The following is a 15,013-nucleotide window of genomic DNA, read 5'->3' as shown; positions in this document are numbered from 1 at the left end:
CGCCCTCCGCTGCTACGTTTCGGCTCGCTCGTCGGGACCGTCGGGCTGTCACCGTCGACATGAAGGACGCCTCGATGCGCACAGCACTGAGGCGGGCAGGGGTTGCCGTCGTCACCTCCCTGCTCGCTGCCACCGGCCTGGCCGCCCCCACCCTCGCTCACGCGGAGGACACGGCGACCCCGGCGACCGGCACGGTCACGGGTGTGGTGCGCGCCGACGCGACCGGCAGACCGGTCGGCGGGGTGTGCGTGACCCTGTTCGCGCTGCCGGACCCACAGCTGTGGAACGGGCTCTGGGGAGGGTGCACGGATGCCAGTGGCACCTTCTCGGCGGACGTGCCCACCGGGCGCTACACCGCGCGGTTCACCGACGACGCCGGCCGCTTCGCCGAGGAGTTCTACGACGGCCGCATCACCCTGGGCGGTGCGACCACCTTCGCGGTACGGGCCAACCGGTCGACCTCCCTCAACGCCTCGCTCGCGCCCGGCGCCACCCTCACCGGGCGAGCGGTGGATGCGGCGAGCGGGAGCCCGCTGGCGGGAGTCTGCGCGTCCGCTTTGCGAGGGTGGGCCGGCGACTATGTGACGGCTGTCTCGACGTGCACCGGTGCCGACGGGCGCTGGCGGCTCACCGGTCTGCCCGCCGGTCGCTTCGCCCTTGCGTTCAACCTGCGCGGGACGAGCTACACGACGTGGGCCTTCGGCGCGTCGAGCCAGGCCGACGCCACGCTCATCGGGGTGGGCGTCGGTCGCACGAGGACGGTCCGCGACGTCGCCCTCGCCTCGGCGGGCACGGTGACCGGCCGGGTCACCGACGCGGCGGGGCAGCCGGTCGCGAACGCCTGGGTCGACCTCACCGGACGGTTCCCTGGGCGCGCGGGCGCGGGCGAGGGACCACTGGCAGTCGAGACGGATGCCGACGGTCGCTTCACGAAGACCGGGGTCGAGCCCGGCACCTACCGTCCTCTCGTGTACGCGGCCGACTACGAAGCCTTCGCCCCGGAGTGGGCGGGGGACGCGGACTCGTTGGCTTCTGCCACACCGGTGACGGTCACGAGTGGCGGCCAGGCGACGGTCGACTTCCAGGTCGCCCCGGGTGGCCATCTGACGGTGGCCGTCATCGAGGCCGACGGTCGGCCCACCACCCGCACCTTCATCGGCTTCGTCAGGCTCGGCAGCGGCGAGTACATCGGCGACTTCGACATCTACAACTCGAGCATGTGCACGTCGAACGCCCTGCCCGGGGGCTCCTTCGTCATCCAGCTGCAGGACCCCGCCACCGGTCAGAACTACTGGTACGACGGTGCGACGTCCCAGGACGACGCCACGCCCGTCACCCTTGGTCGCGGGGAGAGCAAGACGATCACCTTCCATCTGCCGTGACAGTGCTGCGGGGTCCCTCTCGTCAAGTGAGATGAGGTGACCACGATCTTTCACCGTCATGCATGAGCCCCATTTCCGGTGACGAAAGTCGACGACTAATACGCGAATATGTGAGCACTCAGGACGTCGATCTCTCTTCGGGGGTCACCGAAGAAGGCGCCGATGCGACGTGCGACCAGCTGGAATGGTCGCTCTCGGGCCGTACCGTCGGCCTTCCAGTTGTTCCACGGGACGATGAGGAAGAGGTGGTGCGAATCCGGCGACAGGTGTGCCTTCCACAAGTCCTTGAGGTCGTGGTTGTTGGTGGTCGTACCACCCCGCTCCACCTCGGCGATGACCCCCCTGCCCGGTGACAAGCGGAAGAAGAAGTCCGGTCGAGCCTGGGTAACGAAGCCGCTCTGCGGCGTCAGCACGACCTCCTCACCGAACCCCATCTCGAGACGCAGGAGCCTGGAGAAGTGGGACTGCACCGCCAGGCTCTTGGCGTTGTGGACGTGGATGGCTGCGATATCGTCGCGCGTCTCGGTGATGTGGCTGGCCAAGCGAAGGGCGAGGGCGTCGACGGCGGCCAATTCGAGCGCATATTCCGTAGGAATCATCGTCTGCGCATGCCGCCGGTAGCCGTCCACTGACGAAGCTTCGCAGTCGCATCGGCGAGAAGCTAACGCGACGCCGGCCGCCGACCATCATCAGTGCGGCGCCATGGCAATGGTCCAGCGACGCCGACGGAACATGAACGCCATCAAGGTGATCGCGAAAGTAGGTGGGATGACCGCGCCACAAGCAACTCGGTGCCGTGGGAAATGAGTGGTGGAGCCAAGGGGACTCGAACCCCTAACCCCCTGCTTGCAAAGCAGGTGCGCTACCAATTGCGCCATGGCCCCTCGGGTGGCCCGCCGGGGCGGGCCGGTGGCTCAGGAGTGAGCCGGCGGTTCGTCGATCGGCGCGGTGGGCGCGGGCGACGGGGTAGGTGCCGACATGGGCGTCGGCGTCGAGCTGGCCCGGACGTCGTCGGTGGCCTGCGTCCAGAGGTCCTGCTCGGCCTGCTGCTGCTTGGCCTTCTGCCGGACGAACACGGCCGCTGCGGCGGTGGCGGCCACGAGCACGAGGCGCTTGAGCATCGGCATCCCTCTCGGTGGGTGGTGATGGTGGGCCTAGGAGGACTTGAACCTCCGACCTCTTCCTTATCAGGGAAGCGCTCTAACCGTCTGAGCTATAGGCCCATCGCACCCTTGCACGACCGGGCCCGAAAGCCCGACGCGAGGCGCAACGTTACCCGATGCCCGGGGCCGGTTCCAAAACGGCCCCGCCCACCCGTCCTGAGGTCCCCGTGATGTGCCCGTGACGCGAGGATGCCGTCGCGCCCGGGTGGGCACGACGGCATCCGTCGGCGGGTGACCGGGGCCCTGACGAGGCCTCGGCGGGTGGTGCGTCAGTCGTCGGTGAGGGTGAGCTGCAGGCCTCCGACGAGGGCCGAGCAGATGTTGTAGAGGAAGGCCATGACCGTCGCGACGGCCGTCATGAGGATGATGTCGATGACCCCGATGACGATCGAGAGCGACACGACTCGGCCGAAGCCGACGTAGTCGCGGATCGAGAACGGCGCCGACGTCGTCGTGCTCTGCAGCGACTGCAGCACCGTCTCGACGTCGTTGAAGACGTTCATCGTCGACAGGATCATCCACAGCACGGCCGTGACGATGACGCCCGCGATACCGAGGGCGACCGAGAGCAGGAAGCTCATCTTCATGACCGACCACGGGTCGACCCGGGCGACCGCGAGGCGGACGCGCCGCGGGCCCTTGCGACGCGGGGCCGACGAGCCCTTGGCCGTGCCCTGACGGGGCGCGGTCTGCGTCCCGGAGGCCGACGAGGAGCCGGACGACCCCGACGAGCCCGAGCCGCTGCTCACCTGGGGCTGCGGCGCGGTGCGGTTGGTGATCGCACCGCGGGAGAGAGCCGTGCCGCCGTCACCGGACTGAGACGAGCCGGACGAGCCGGACGTGCCGACCGAACTGCGGGAACTGGTCGTGCTCACTCGTCATCTCCGTTGTCGCTTTCGGGCGGAGTGCCCTGCTCAGATGAGGTCCCGTCCGACGGTACGGCATCCGTCGCCGGAACCGTAGCGGGCGCACCCTGCTCGGACGCACCCGTGTCCGGACCGTCACCCGCCTCGCCCTCGGCCTCAGCCAGCTCGGCCTCGACGACCGTCTCGGCGTTGCGGGCGACGGCGACGATCGAGTCGCCCTTGTCGGGCGAGGCGAACATGACGCCCATCGTCGAGCGGCCGGTGTGGCGCACCTCGCTCACCCGCGAGCGCACGATCTTGCCGCGCTCCATGACGACCATGACCTCGTCGGTGTCGCTGACGGTCAGGGCGCCGACGAGGTCGCCGCCCTTGTCGCTCAGCTTGGCCACCTGGATGCCGAGGCCGCCGCGGCCTTGCAGCCGGTACTCGCTGACAGGGGTGCGCTTGGCCAGGCCGTTCTCGAAGACGACGAACACGTCGGGGCTCTCACCCTCCTCGACGACCGCCATCGCGAGCAGGTCGTCGCCGGATCGGAACTTCATGCCGGTGACGCCCGAGGTCGACCGTCCCATCGGGCGCAGCACGGCGTCCGTCGCCGTGAAGCGCACCGACTGGCCCTTGCGCGAGACGAGCAGCAGGTCGTCGCGGTTGCTGGCGAGGCCGGCACCGACGAGCTCGTCGCCGTCGCGCAGGTTGACGGCGATGAGCCCGCCCGAGCGCGGCGAGTCGTAGTCGCCGAGGCGGGTCTTCTTGACGAGGCCGGCCCGCGTGGCGAGCACGAGGTAGTCGGCCGAGGTGTAGTCGCGGATGGCGAGCACCTGGGCGATCTGCTCGCCGGGCTGGAAGGCCATGAGGTTGGCGACGTGCTGGCCCTTGCTGTCGCGCGAGCCCTCGGGCAGCTCGTAGGCCTTGGCCCGGTAGACCCGGCCGAGGTTGGTGAAGAAGAGCAGCCAGTGGTGGGTCGTCGTCGTGAAGAAGTGCTCGACGACGTCCTCACCGCGCAGGCTCGCACCGCGCACACCCTTGCCGCCGCGCCGCTGCGAGCGGTACTGGTCGACGCGGGTGCGCTTGGCGTAGCCGCCCCGGGTGATGGTGACGACGACGTCCTCCTCGGGGATGAGGTCCTCCATCGCCATGTCGCCGTCGAAGGGCAGGATCGTCGTGCGGCGCTCGTCGCCGTACTTCTCGACGATGCCGGCCATCTCCTCGGAGACGATGTCGCGCTGGCGCTGCGGCGAGGCGAGGATCGCGTGGTACTCGTCGATCATCCGCTGCAGCTCGTCGTGCGCCTCCTGGATGCGCTCGCGCTCGAGGGCGGCGAGGCGGCGCAGCTGCATGTTGAGGATGGCCTGGGCCTGCACCTCGTCGATGTCGAGCAGCGACATGAGGCCGGTGCGGGCGTCCTCGACCGTGCGCGAGGCGCGGATGAGGGCGATGACCTCGTCGAGCATGTCGAGGGCCTTGAGGTAGCCGCGCAGCACGTGGATGTCGGCCTCGGCCTTGCGCAGCCGGAACTGCGTGCGCCGGACGATGACCTCGATCTGGTGGTCGACCCAGTGCCGGATGAAGCCGTCGAGCGGCAGCGTGCGCGGCACGTCGTCGACGAGCGCGAGCATGTTGGCGCCGAACGTCGTCTGCAGCTGCGTGTGCTTGTAGAGGTTGTTGAGCACGACCTTGGCCACGGCGTCGCGCTTGAGCACGATGACGAGGCGCTGGCCGGTGCGGCCCGACGTCTCGTCGCGGATGTCGGCGATGCCGGAGACGCGCCCCTCCTTGACGAGGTCGGCGATCTTCAGGGCGAGCATGTCGGGGTTGACCTGGTACGGCAGCTCGGTGACGACGAGGCACTGCCGGTTCTGGATCTCCTCGACCTCGACGACCGCGCGCATGATGATCGAGCCGCGGCCCGTGCGGTAGGCATCCTCGATGCCCTTGTGGCCCATGATGAGCGCGCCGGTCGGGAAGTCGGGGCCCTTGATGATGCCGAGGAGCGCCTCGAGCAGCTCCTCGCGCCCGATGTCGGCGTGGTCGAGGTAGTACTGCGCCCCCTCGGCGACCTCGCGCAGGTTGTGCGACGGGATCTGCGTGGCCATGCCGACGGCGATGCCGGCCGAGCCGTTGACGAGCAGGTTGGGGAAGCGGCTCGGCAGCACGGCCGGCTGCATCGTCTTGCCGTCGTAGTTGGGGACGAAGTCGACCGTGTCCTGGTCGATGTCACGCACCATCTCCATGGCGATCGAGGCCATCCGGCACTCGGTGTACCGGGGGGCGGCCGCGCCGTCGTTGCCGCGCGAGCCGAAGTTGCCCTGGCCGTCGACGAGCGGGTAGCGCAGCGACCAGTCCTGAACGAGGCGCACGAGGGCGTCGTAGATCGCCGTGTCACCGTGCGGGTGGTAGTGGCCCATGACGTCGCCGACGACGCGCGCGCACTTGTTGTAGCCGCGGTCGGGACGGTAGCCGCCGTCGTACATCGCGTAGACGATGCGGCGGTGCACGGGCTTGAGGCCGTCGCGCACGTCGGGCAGCGCACGGCTGACGATGACCGACATCGCGTACTCGATGTAGCTGCGCTGCATCTCGGTGTTGAGGTCGATCGGCTCGACGCGGTCGTGCTGCGGGAGGTCGACCGGCACGACGGCGCGGGCGTCGGGGTCACCCTCGTCGGAGGCGAGCACGCCGCCACCGGCTGCGGCGTCGTCACCGGACGAGGAGCCGAGGGCGTCGAGGTCGCTGTCGTCGCCCGTGGCGTCGTCGTCACCGAGGATGTCGCTGAGACCGTCGGGCAGGTCGGGCTGCTCGGGCTCGTCGCCGTCGATGGGGGGCAGGTCGTCGCTCACGTCGGATCCTTCGTCGTGTCAGTCGAGTTCGCAGGTCGTGCAGGCGGTGCAGGCGGTGCAGGCAGTACTCGGTCGTGCGGGTGGATGCCGGTCGGCTCCGCGGGTGCGTCGCCCCGCCGGGGGTGGGCTCGTTTCACGTGGAACGGGCCCACCGGCATCCGGGAGGGTGGGTCAGATGTCGAGGAACTTCACGTCGCGCGCGTTCTTCTGGATGAAGCTGCGGCGGCTCTCGACGTCCTCACCCATGAGGACGGCGAACACCTCGTCGGCCTTGGCTGCGTCGTCGAGGGTCACCTGCAGGAGGGTGCGGGTGCTCTGGTCCATCGTCGTCTCGCCGAGCTCCTGGTAGTTCATCTCGCCGAGACCCTTGTAGCGCTGGATCGGGTTGTCCTTCGGCAGACGCCAGCCCTTGCTCTCGCCGAGCTGGCGCAGGCCGTCGCGCTCGCGGTCGCTGTAGGCGAACTGGTGGTCGGCGTTGCTCCAGCGCAGGCGGAACAGCGGCGGCTGCGCGAGGTAGACGTAGCCGGCCTCGATGAGCGGGCGCATGAACCGGAAGAGCAGCGTGAGCAGCAGCGTGCGGATGTGCATGCCGTCGACGTCGGCGTCGGCCATGAGCACGATCTTGTGGTACCTGGCCTTCTCGATGTCGAAGTCCTCACCGATGCCGGTGCCGAAGGCGGAGATGAGGGCCTGGACCTCGAGGTTGGCGAGGATCTTGTCGATGCGCGCCTTCTCGACGTTGAGGATCTTGCCGCGGATCGGGAGAATCGCCTGCGTGTGCGGGTTGCGCGCCTGCGTCGCCGAGCCGCCGGCGCTGTCGCCCTCGACGATGAAGACCTCGGACAGGGCCGGGTTCTTGCTCTGGCAGTCCTTGAGCTTGCCGGGCAGGCCGCCGGACTCGAGCAGGCCCTTGCGCCGGGTCGCCTCACGGGCCTTGCGGGCGGCCATGCGTGCGGCGGCGGCCTGCACCGACTTGCGCACGATGTCCTTGCCCTCGCTCGGGTGCGCCTCGAGCCAGTGGCCGAACTCGTCGGTCATGGCCCGCTGGACGAAGCCCTTGACCTCCGAGTTGCCGAGCTTCGTCTTCGTCTGGCCCTCGAACTGGGGCTCGCCGAGCTTGACGCTGATGACGGCGGTGAGACCCTCTCGGACGTCGTCGCCGGTGAGGTTCTCGTCCTTGTCCTTGAGCAGGCTCTGCTTGCGCGCGAACTCGTTGACGAGCTTGGTCATCGCTGCCCGGAAGCCCTCCTCGTGCGTGCCGCCCTCGTGGGTGTTGATGGCGTTGGCGTAGGTGTGGACCGACTCGCTGTAGGCGTTGGTCCACTGCATCGCCAGCTCGAGGCTGAGCGAACGGGCCTCGTCCTCGACCTCGATCGAGATGATGTCGGGGTGCACCGGCTCGCTGCGCTTGCTGCTGTTGAGGTGCTTGACGTAGTCGACGAGCCCGTCGTCGTAGCAGTAGCTGACCTTCTTGGCCGTGACGGTCTTCTTCCCGGATGCCGGGTCGCCGGCCTCGGTGCCCGCTGCGGCGCCGTCGTCGTCGGCCGCGCTGCTCTCGACCTCGGTCAGCTCGCCGTCGAGGTCGTCGAGGTCGACCTCGCCGGCGTCCGCGGCCTCGACACGCTCGTCGACGAGGTTGATGCGCAGGCCCTTGTTGAGGAAGGCCATCTGCTGCATACGGGCGCGCAGCGTCTCGAAGTCGTAGTGGACCGTCTCGAAGATGTCGGCGTTGGCCCAGAACGTGATCGTCGTGCCGGTCTCGTCGGTCGCCTCCTGCTGCTCCAGCGGCCCGTCGGGGACGCCGTTGCTGAAGCTCATGCGGAAGACGTGGCCCTTCTGACGCACCGTCGCCTTGAGCCGGGTCGAGAGGGCGTTGACGACCGAGCTGCCGACCCCGTGGAGGCCGCCGGAGACCTTGTAGCCGCCGCCACCGAACTTGCCGCCGGCGTGCAGCTGGGTGAGCACGAGCTCGACCGCGCTGATCTTCTCGACGGGGTGGATGTCGGTGGGGATGCCGCGGCCGTTGTCGCGGACCCGGACGGCGCCGTCGGCCTGGAGGGTGACGTCGATGGTGTCGGCGTAGCCGGCGAGCGCCTCGTCGACCGCGTTGTCGACGATCTCGTAGACGAGGTGGTGCAGGCCGCGCTCGCCCGTCGAGCCGATGTACATGCCGGGGCGCTTGCGCACGGCCTCGAGGCCCTCGAGCACGGTGATCGCGCTCGCGTCGTAGTCGACCCCGTTGGGGCGGTCGTCGGCGATCGGGGTGCTGGGCCCAGCGGGCTCGCTCGTCTGGGGGATGCCGGTGGGCGGGGGCGCGTCATCGAGGACGCTCTCGGGGGCGGCGCCTCCCTCGGTGTCGGTGCGCAGCTGGTCGGGCAGGTCGGCCTCGGACACGTCTCTCCTCATGGGCAGCGATGCGGCCCGACCCGGGGTGGGTGGGGTCGAGCCGTTTCTGCCTCCATCGTACCGGTCCCCGGGCCGAGAACCCGCCTCAGGAGGCCCCACACGGCCATTTTCCCGTCGTGCCACCCCGTGATCCGTGTGGGGGATCGGGACCGGGCCCTCCAGCGGGTCTGCGGGCCCCTTCCGGAGCCCGTCGGATGGGCTCGCGCCTCGGCCTGGTGCGGCGCGACCGTCAGTCGATGTCGAGGGTGCGCTCGAAGAGCTGGTGGATCGACTCGGGCAGGTGTGGCTCGGCCACGGTGACGTCGAGGTCGACCGGCTGGCAGACGACGGAGTAGCAGTACGCGTCGGGCCGGGGCTGGTCGGCCACGGCGGCGATGCGCTGCAGGGTCGGCTCGACGAGCAGGCTCTGCCAACCGCGGGCCAGGGGTTCGGGCAGCTCGCCGATGAGCACCTGCCGCTCACGCACCTGACCCGCGAAGCCACCGGTGCGGCGCAGCTGCACCTGGGTGTCGGCCGACGGCACGTCGCCGTGGGCCTCGCCGCTCGGGGTCTCGCTCGACGGGTCGGCGGACCCGGGCACCGCGGCGCCACCGGCGGCATCGTCAGTACCGTCCATGCCGAGCACGCCCACCTCGACCCACGCCTGACGCACGGCGCCCTGCTGGGCCGAACCGTCGCCGTGGGCCGCGGCCGCGGCGTCGACGGTGAGGCCGGCGAAGGTGGCGAAGTCGCAGTCGGCCCTGATGCCGTCACCGCTCAGCACCGCGTACCAGATCGCGCCCGCGACCTCCCACGCGTTGCCCCCGATGGTGGTGGCCGCGAGCACGAACGCCCGGTTGGGGATGCCGGAGTTGATGTGCACGCCCCCGTTGTCGTCACTCGTGCGCACGTAGTCGCGCATGTGGGCGGGCTGGGGGTCCTTGCCCAGACGCGGGTCGTCGTAGGCGGTGCCAGGGTTGCGCATGTCGCGCAGCGCGCGGCCCTTCACGCCGGGCGCGAGCAGGTCGGCCCCGACGAGCCAGTCAGCCGACGCGGCATCCTGCTTGAGGGTGAACTGCTTGACGAGGCTGCCGAAGACGTCGCTGACCGACTCGTTGAGCGCACCCGACTGGCCGGAGTACATGAGGCCGGCGGTGTGCTCGGTGACGCCGTGGGCCAGCTCGTGGCCGATGACGTCGATGCTCTTGGTGAAGCGCTCGAAGATCACCCCGTCGCCGTCGCCGAACACCATCTGCGTGCTGTCCCAGAAGGCGTTGTCGTAGTTCGTGCCGTAGTGGACGGTGGCGAGCAGCGGCATCCCCTTGCCGTCGAGGCTGTCACGCTCGTACGCCTGCCACCACAGCTGCCACGTGTCACCGAGACCGTCGTAGGCCTCGTCGGCGGCGGGGTCGCCGGTCGCCCGCCCGCCCTCGGCGCGCACCGTCGTGCCGGGCGTGGTCTCGGAGCTCTTCGCGTCGCCGATGGTGCGCTTCGGGCCCTCGCCCGCGGCCCCCTCCGACGGGCCCTCGCCGCTCTGGTCGGCCGGGGTGGGCGCCCCCGTCGCCGTGCCGCGACCCGCCTCGGGCGAGCGCCGGGCCGAGCGGATGGCCCGGTCGCGCTCGAGCGCCGCGCGGGCCCGTTCGGCGACCGCCGGCTCGTCGCTCGAGGCCAGCGCCTCGAGGACGTAGGGCGGCACGATCGTGCAGCTGTGGGGTGCCTCGTGGCCGGTCGCGGGGGTCGGGCTCGTCGTCGTCATGGCAGCAGTCTGCTCCGACTCACCGACAATCGGCGGGGAGCGGACCCTGCCCCTGTGGACGAGCGGCGTGGGCCGCGGCCGGCCCACGCGCACCGGTCACCCGTACGTGTCGCGGGGCCCGCGGCTGTCGGGCGAGCGCCGCGCGCCGTGCCGCCACGAGGGTGCGCTCGGCCCGAGCACCTTGAGCTCGCTCACCTGGCCGGGCCCGATCTCCTCCTCGACCCGGGCGAGCACCGAGGAGGCGAGCAGCCGCATCTGCTGGGCCCACGCGGTCGAGTCGGCGCGCAACGTGAGCACGCCGTCGGTGAAGCTGAGCGGCTCGACGTGCCCGGCGACGTCGGGCCCGACGATGTCGGGCCAGCGCCCCATGACCGACCCGACGGCGACGTCGACCTTCCAGCCGCGGTCGAGCAGCAGCCGGTCGAGCTGGTCGCCGAGCAGCGCCGGGTCACGGCCGTCACGGGCCGACCCCGACAGCATCGGCGCGACGCCCGGGGCCCACTTCTTCTTCTTGGGCCGCATGCCGGGCCGCAGGCCCTTCTCGGCCGCCGACGCACGCGCCCGGGCCAGGGCGGACGCCGCCGCGTCGGAGATGCGGGTCGCCTCGTCGGATGCCGGTCCGCCCGGCCCGCCGTCCGGGGCGCCCCCGTCGTCGGCGGGGGCCGAGCCGGCGTCCGGTCCGGTGGCCTCGGGCACCGCCCCGTCGTCGGCGGGACCGCCCTCGGGAGGCGGCCCACCGGCATCCGGGCGCCTAGGCACCGGTGTCACCGTCCACCGGCTCCGCGCCGTCGGCGTCGGCGTCGGCGTCGACGTCGACACCCTCAACGACCTCGTCGTCCAGCCCGCCCGCCGACTGCACCTGACCGAGCACGACCTCGAAGGTCGAGCCCTGCTCGCGCAGCACGTCGGGCACGTCGGCCCCGACGGCGGCCGTGATGAGCACCTGCTCGCACCCCGACACGAGCGCGGCGAGGCGCTCGCGGCGACCGGAGTCGAGCTCGGCGAAGACGTCGTCGAGCACGAGTACGGGGTCGTCGCCGAGGTCGCGGCGCAGCAGCCGGTAGGCCGCGAGCTTGAGGCCGAGCGCGAAGCTCCACGACTCGCCGTGGCTGGCGTAGCCCTTGGCCGGCAGCTCGCCGAGCGAGAGCACGAGGTCGTCGCGGTGGGGGCCGACGAGCGAGATGCCCCGCTCGATCTCGGACCCCCGCACCTGCGCGAGGCTCTCGATCATGCCCGCGCGCAGCTCGTCGATCTCGGGCACCTCGCCGTCGGCGATGCGCGCGGCCAGCTGCTCGTGCAGCGAGCTGCGGTAGGTGGCGCGGGCGTTCGACGCGGCGGCGCTGACCTGGTCGTAGCACTCGGACAGGTCGGGGACGAGGTCGCGCAGCAGCCGCAGCCGGGCGTAGACGAGCTGGGCGCCGACGGTGGCGAGGTGGTCGTCCCACACGTCGAGGGTGTGCAGGGCGGAGGCGCGGGCCTCGTCGACGGGTGGCTCGTCGGGGCGGGGCGGGCGGGCCGGGCCGCGGCGCCCACCGCGGCGCAGCACCGGCGCGGCCGACTTGAGCAGGGCGTTGCGCTGCTTGACGATCTTGTCGTAGTCGCCGCGCACCCCGGCCCAGCGGGGCTGGCGCTGCACGAGCAGCTCGTCGAGGAAGCGCCGCCGCTCGGACGGGTCGCCCTTGACGAGGGCGAGGTCCTCGGGGGCGAAGAGCACGGTGCGCACCGTGCCGAGGACGTCACGCGGCCGCGACACCGGGGAGCGACCGAGCCGGGCCCGGTTGGCCCGGCCGGGCGTGATCTCGAGCTCGACCATCGTCTCGTGGCCGTCGCGCACGACCGCGCCGCGCACGATCGCCTGCGCCGCCCCGAAGCGGACGAGCGGCTGGTCGGTGGCGACGCGGTGCGAGCCGAGCGTGGCGAGGTAGCCGACGGCCTCGACGAGGTTCGTCTTGCCCTGGCCGTTGAGGCCGACGAGCGTCGTCACCCCCGGGGTGAGCGCGAGCTCGGCCTCGGGGTAGCTGCGGAAGTCCTTGAGCGTGAGGTGACGGACGTGCACGGTCGGCTGCGCGGCGAAGGCCCCCGGTCAGGCCTGCTTCGCCGCGCGCTTCTGCCCTTGGGCGGAGTCGACGGTGTCGGTGGGCTGCGTCGACGTCGCGCCGCGGGTCGACGCCTTCTTGCGCGCGGTCGCGACGTTCGCCTTCGAGGCGGTCGCCGCGGCCTTGCTGCTCGCGCGCTTGGCCGAGCCACGCTTGGCCGCCTGCTTCGTCGGCGACTCCTTGGCGGCCGACTTCTTCGCGGTCGCGGGCACCTCGCCCTGACGCAGCCTCTCGCCCTCGGCGACCGACATGACCTGGTGGCCGCCGAACTGGCCACGCAGCGCGGCGACGGCCTGCATCGTCGGCGAGCTCTGCTGCCGCGAGGCGAAGCGGGCGAAGAGCGAGGCGCTGATGACCGGCATCGGCACCGAGAGGGCGATGGCCTCCTCGACGGTCCAGCGGCCCTCGCCGGAGTCGTTGGTGTAGTCGGAGACGTCGTCGAGGTGCGGGTTCTCCTCGAGCGCGTCGACCATGAGGTCGAGCAGCCAGGAGCGGACGACGGTGCCGCGGCTCCACGCCTTGAACGCGCCGGGGACGTCGGTGACGATGTCCTTCTTCTCGAGCAGCTCGAAGCCCTCGGCGTACGCGGCCATGAGGCCGTACTCGATGCCGTTGTGCACCATCTTCGTGTAGTGCCCGGCGCCGACCTTTCCGGCGTGGACGAAGCCCTCGTCGCGCGGGCCGTCGGGGCGTAGCGCGTCGAAGATGGGCATGGCTCGGTTGACCCACTTCTTGTCGCCGCCGCACATGAGGCCGTAGCCGTTCTCGAGGCCCCAGATGCCGCCGCTGACGCCGCAGTCGACGTAGCCGATCTTCTTGGCGGCCAGCATCTTCGCGTTCTCGACGTCGTCGGTGAAGCGGGAGTTGCCGCCGTCGATGACGAGGTCACCGGGCTCGAGCAGCTCGCCGAGCTTGGCGACCGTCTCGCGCGTCGGGTCGCCGGCGGGCACCATCACCCAGACGACGCGGGGCGCCTCGAGCGCCTTGACGAGGGCGGGCAGGGTGCGCACGTCGGCGACGTCGGGGTTGCGGTCGTACCCGACGACCTCGTGGCCCGCGCGGCGCAGCCGCTCGCGCATGTTGCCGCCCATCTTGCCGAGACCGATCAGACCGAGCTGCATCGTGGTGCCTTCCTTCGCGCGGGACTGTGCCCCCGAGGCTACCCAGCCCACCGGCATCCGGACCGACGGGGCGTCGGTGTCGGATGCCGGGAGCTGCGCGGGTGCGTCGGTGACGGTGGGTGGGCGGCTGGGTGGGATCGCTGGTGGGAGCAGTGGACGCCGGTCAGCTGGCGAAGCGGACGGGCATGAGGACGTAGCGGTAGGAGGCGTCGGCCTCGGAGTCGGCCTCCGCCTGGCCGGTGAGCACGGCGGGGCGGCTCGGCTGGGTGAACGAGAGCCGGCTCCACGGGGTGCCGACGGCGTGGAGGCCGTCGAGGAGGAACTGGGGGTTGAACGCGATCTGGATGTCGGGGCCGGTCAACGTCGCCTCCAGCGCCTCGGAGGCCTGGGCGTCGTCGCCGGTGCCGGCCTCGATCGCGACCTGGCCGTCGGTGAACTTGAGCAGGACGGGCGTGTTGCGCTCGGCGACGAGGGCGACGCGCTTGACCGCCTCCTCGAGGGCGGCGGTCTCGATGACGGCCTCGGTGTCGACGGAGGTCGGGAAGATCGAGGTGACCTTGGGGTACTCGCCGTCGAGCAGGCGGGTGGTCGTGCGACGACGCCCGGCCTCGAAGCCGATGAGCCCGTCGCCGTTCTGGCCGAGGGCGAGCTCGACCGAGCCGGAGGCGCCCAGCGACTTGGCCGTGTCGGAGAGCTGGCGGGCCGGGACGAGCGCGACGTGGCTGGCGTCGGTGGCCGACGGGCTCCACGTCAGCTCGCGCATCGCGAGCCGGTAGCGGTCGGTGGCGAGCAGGGTGACCTTCTCGCCCTCGATCTCCATGCGCACACCGGTGAGGATCGGCAGGGTGTCGCCGCGGTCGGCGGCGACGGAGACCTGGGCCACCGCCTGGGTGAAGACGTCACCGGCGATGGTGCCGCTCGCCTCGGGCGAGGCGGGCAGGGTGGGGTAGTCGGACACCGGCATCTCGCGCAGGCTGAAGCGCGAGCTGCCGCACGTGACGTTGACCTTCGTGCCGTCGGTGGCGATGTCGATGGGCTTGTTCGGCAGGTTGCGCGAGATGTCGGCGAGCAGGCGCCCGAGGACGAGCACCGTGCCGCTCTCGGCGACGTCGGCGGCGACGGTGATGCGGGCGGACACCTCGTAGTCAAAGGCCGAGAGGGTGAGCGACCCGTCGTCGGAGGCCTCGATGAGCACGCCGGCGAGGACGGGCACCGGCGGGCGGGCGGGCAGCCCGCGGGCGACCCAGGTCACGGCCTCGGCCAGGACGTCACGCTCGACGCGGAACTTCACGGTGCACTCGTTTCACGACAACGACAGATGGGGCTCAGACCCTATCCGGTGCGGGAGCACGCGCACCACGGGACCGCGGCAACGCGTGGACGGGCGTCCACCCTCGTCGGGCGTTC

The 15,013-nt window shown here is 71.2% G+C and carries 11 protein-coding genes and 2 tRNA genes; 1 reads left to right on the top strand and 12 read right to left on the bottom strand.

What is annotated here, in order from left to right; translation table 11 throughout:
• The first annotated feature begins 74 nt into the window (after positions 1-74).
• Entirely contained in the window at positions 75-1,382 is a 1,308-nt protein-coding gene (locus DFJ68_RS15715; protein WP_170165793.1) for a carboxypeptidase regulatory-like domain-containing protein, read from the top strand.
• A 95-nt stretch (positions 1,383-1,477) separates the two neighbouring features.
• Here DFJ68_RS15715 and DFJ68_RS15710 read toward each other — a convergent pair whose 3' ends face one another.
• From DFJ68_RS15710 to dnaN, 12 genes are all read right to left on the bottom strand, one after another.
• Positions 1,478-2,011 (bottom strand): hypothetical protein, encoded by a 534-nt coding sequence (locus tag DFJ68_RS15710; protein ID WP_245963695.1) that lies wholly within the window; start codon positions 2,009-2,011, stop codon positions 1,478-1,480.
• A gap of 179 nt (positions 2,012-2,190) precedes the next feature.
• Positions 2,191-2,266 (bottom strand) — tRNA-Ala (locus DFJ68_RS15705).
• Between the two features lie 30 nt (positions 2,267-2,296).
• Complete coding sequence (locus DFJ68_RS15700; protein WP_121035445.1) at positions 2,297-2,503, bottom strand: DLW-39 family protein; 207 nt, start codon at positions 2,501-2,503, stop codon at positions 2,297-2,299.
• 25 nt (positions 2,504-2,528) lie between these two features.
• Positions 2,529-2,605, bottom strand: a tRNA-Ile gene (locus DFJ68_RS15695).
• Between the two features lie 209 nt (positions 2,606-2,814).
• The gene (locus tag DFJ68_RS15690) at positions 2,815-3,420 is read right to left on the bottom strand and encodes a DUF3566 domain-containing protein (protein WP_121034536.1); all 606 of its coding nucleotides are present in this window, start codon (positions 3,418-3,420) and stop codon (positions 2,815-2,817) included.
• Positions 3,417-6,248, bottom strand: coding sequence for a DNA gyrase subunit A (gyrA, locus tag DFJ68_RS15685; RefSeq protein WP_121034535.1), 2,832 nt, complete (start codon positions 6,246-6,248; stop codon positions 3,417-3,419). The genes DFJ68_RS15690 and gyrA overlap by 4 nt, the downstream gene beginning before the upstream one ends.
• A 171-nt stretch (positions 6,249-6,419) precedes the next feature.
• Positions 6,420-8,654 (bottom strand): DNA topoisomerase (ATP-hydrolyzing) subunit B, encoded by a 2,235-nt coding sequence (gyrB, locus tag DFJ68_RS15680; RefSeq protein WP_420823663.1) that lies wholly within the window; start codon positions 8,652-8,654, stop codon positions 6,420-6,422.
• 229 nt (positions 8,655-8,883) lie between these two features.
• On the bottom strand, positions 8,884-10,389 hold the full coding sequence (locus DFJ68_RS15675; protein ID WP_121034534.1) for a protealysin inhibitor emfourin: 1,506 nt from the start codon (positions 10,387-10,389) through the stop codon (positions 8,884-8,886).
• Between the two features lie 96 nt (positions 10,390-10,485).
• The gene (locus DFJ68_RS15670; RefSeq protein ID WP_308331523.1) at positions 10,486-11,148 is read right to left on the bottom strand and encodes a DciA family protein; all 663 of its coding nucleotides are present in this window, start codon (positions 11,146-11,148) and stop codon (positions 10,486-10,488) included.
• Entirely contained in the window at positions 11,141-12,445 is a 1,305-nt protein-coding gene (recF, locus tag DFJ68_RS15665) for a DNA replication/repair protein RecF (RefSeq protein WP_121034532.1), read from the bottom strand. Before recF ends, DFJ68_RS15670 begins: the two co-directional genes overlap by 8 nt.
• Positions 12,446-12,472: 27 nt before the next feature.
• The gene (gnd, locus tag DFJ68_RS15660; RefSeq protein WP_245963694.1) at positions 12,473-13,606 is read right to left on the bottom strand and encodes a phosphogluconate dehydrogenase (NAD(+)-dependent, decarboxylating); all 1,134 of its coding nucleotides are present in this window, start codon (positions 13,604-13,606) and stop codon (positions 12,473-12,475) included.
• A 163-nt stretch (positions 13,607-13,769) separates the two neighbouring features.
• Positions 13,770-14,897: a DNA polymerase III subunit beta gene (dnaN, locus tag DFJ68_RS15655; RefSeq protein WP_121034530.1), complete on the bottom strand. Its 1,128-nt coding sequence runs from the start codon at positions 14,895-14,897 to the stop codon at positions 13,770-13,772.
• Positions 14,898-15,013: the final 116 nt, after the last annotated feature.

Origin of the sequence: Terracoccus luteus, assembly GCF_003635045.1 — a bacterium.
Classification (GTDB): domain Bacteria; phylum Actinomycetota; class Actinomycetes; order Actinomycetales; family Dermatophilaceae; genus Terracoccus; species Terracoccus luteus.
Note: the sequence above shows the minus strand (reverse complement) of the source record. Positions and strands in the feature narration are given on the sequence as shown.

Coding starts and splice junctions, on each gene's coding strand:
- DFJ68_RS15715 (WP_170165793.1), top strand. CDS start 75: ATGCGCACAGCACTGAGGCGGGCAGGGGTTGCCGTCGTCACCTCCCTG.
- DFJ68_RS15700 (WP_121035445.1), bottom strand. CDS start 2,503: ATGCTCAAGCGCCTCGTGCTCGTGGCCGCCACCGCCGCAGCGGCCGTG.
- DFJ68_RS15675 (WP_121034534.1), bottom strand. CDS start 10,389: ATGACGACGACGAGCCCGACCCCCGCGACCGGCCACGAGGCACCCCAC.
- gnd (WP_245963694.1), bottom strand. CDS start 13,606: ATGCAGCTCGGTCTGATCGGTCTCGGCAAGATGGGCGGCAACATGCGC.
- gyrB (WP_420823663.1), bottom strand. CDS start 8,654: ATGAGGAGAGACGTGTCCGAGGCCGACCTGCCCGACCAGCTGCGCACC.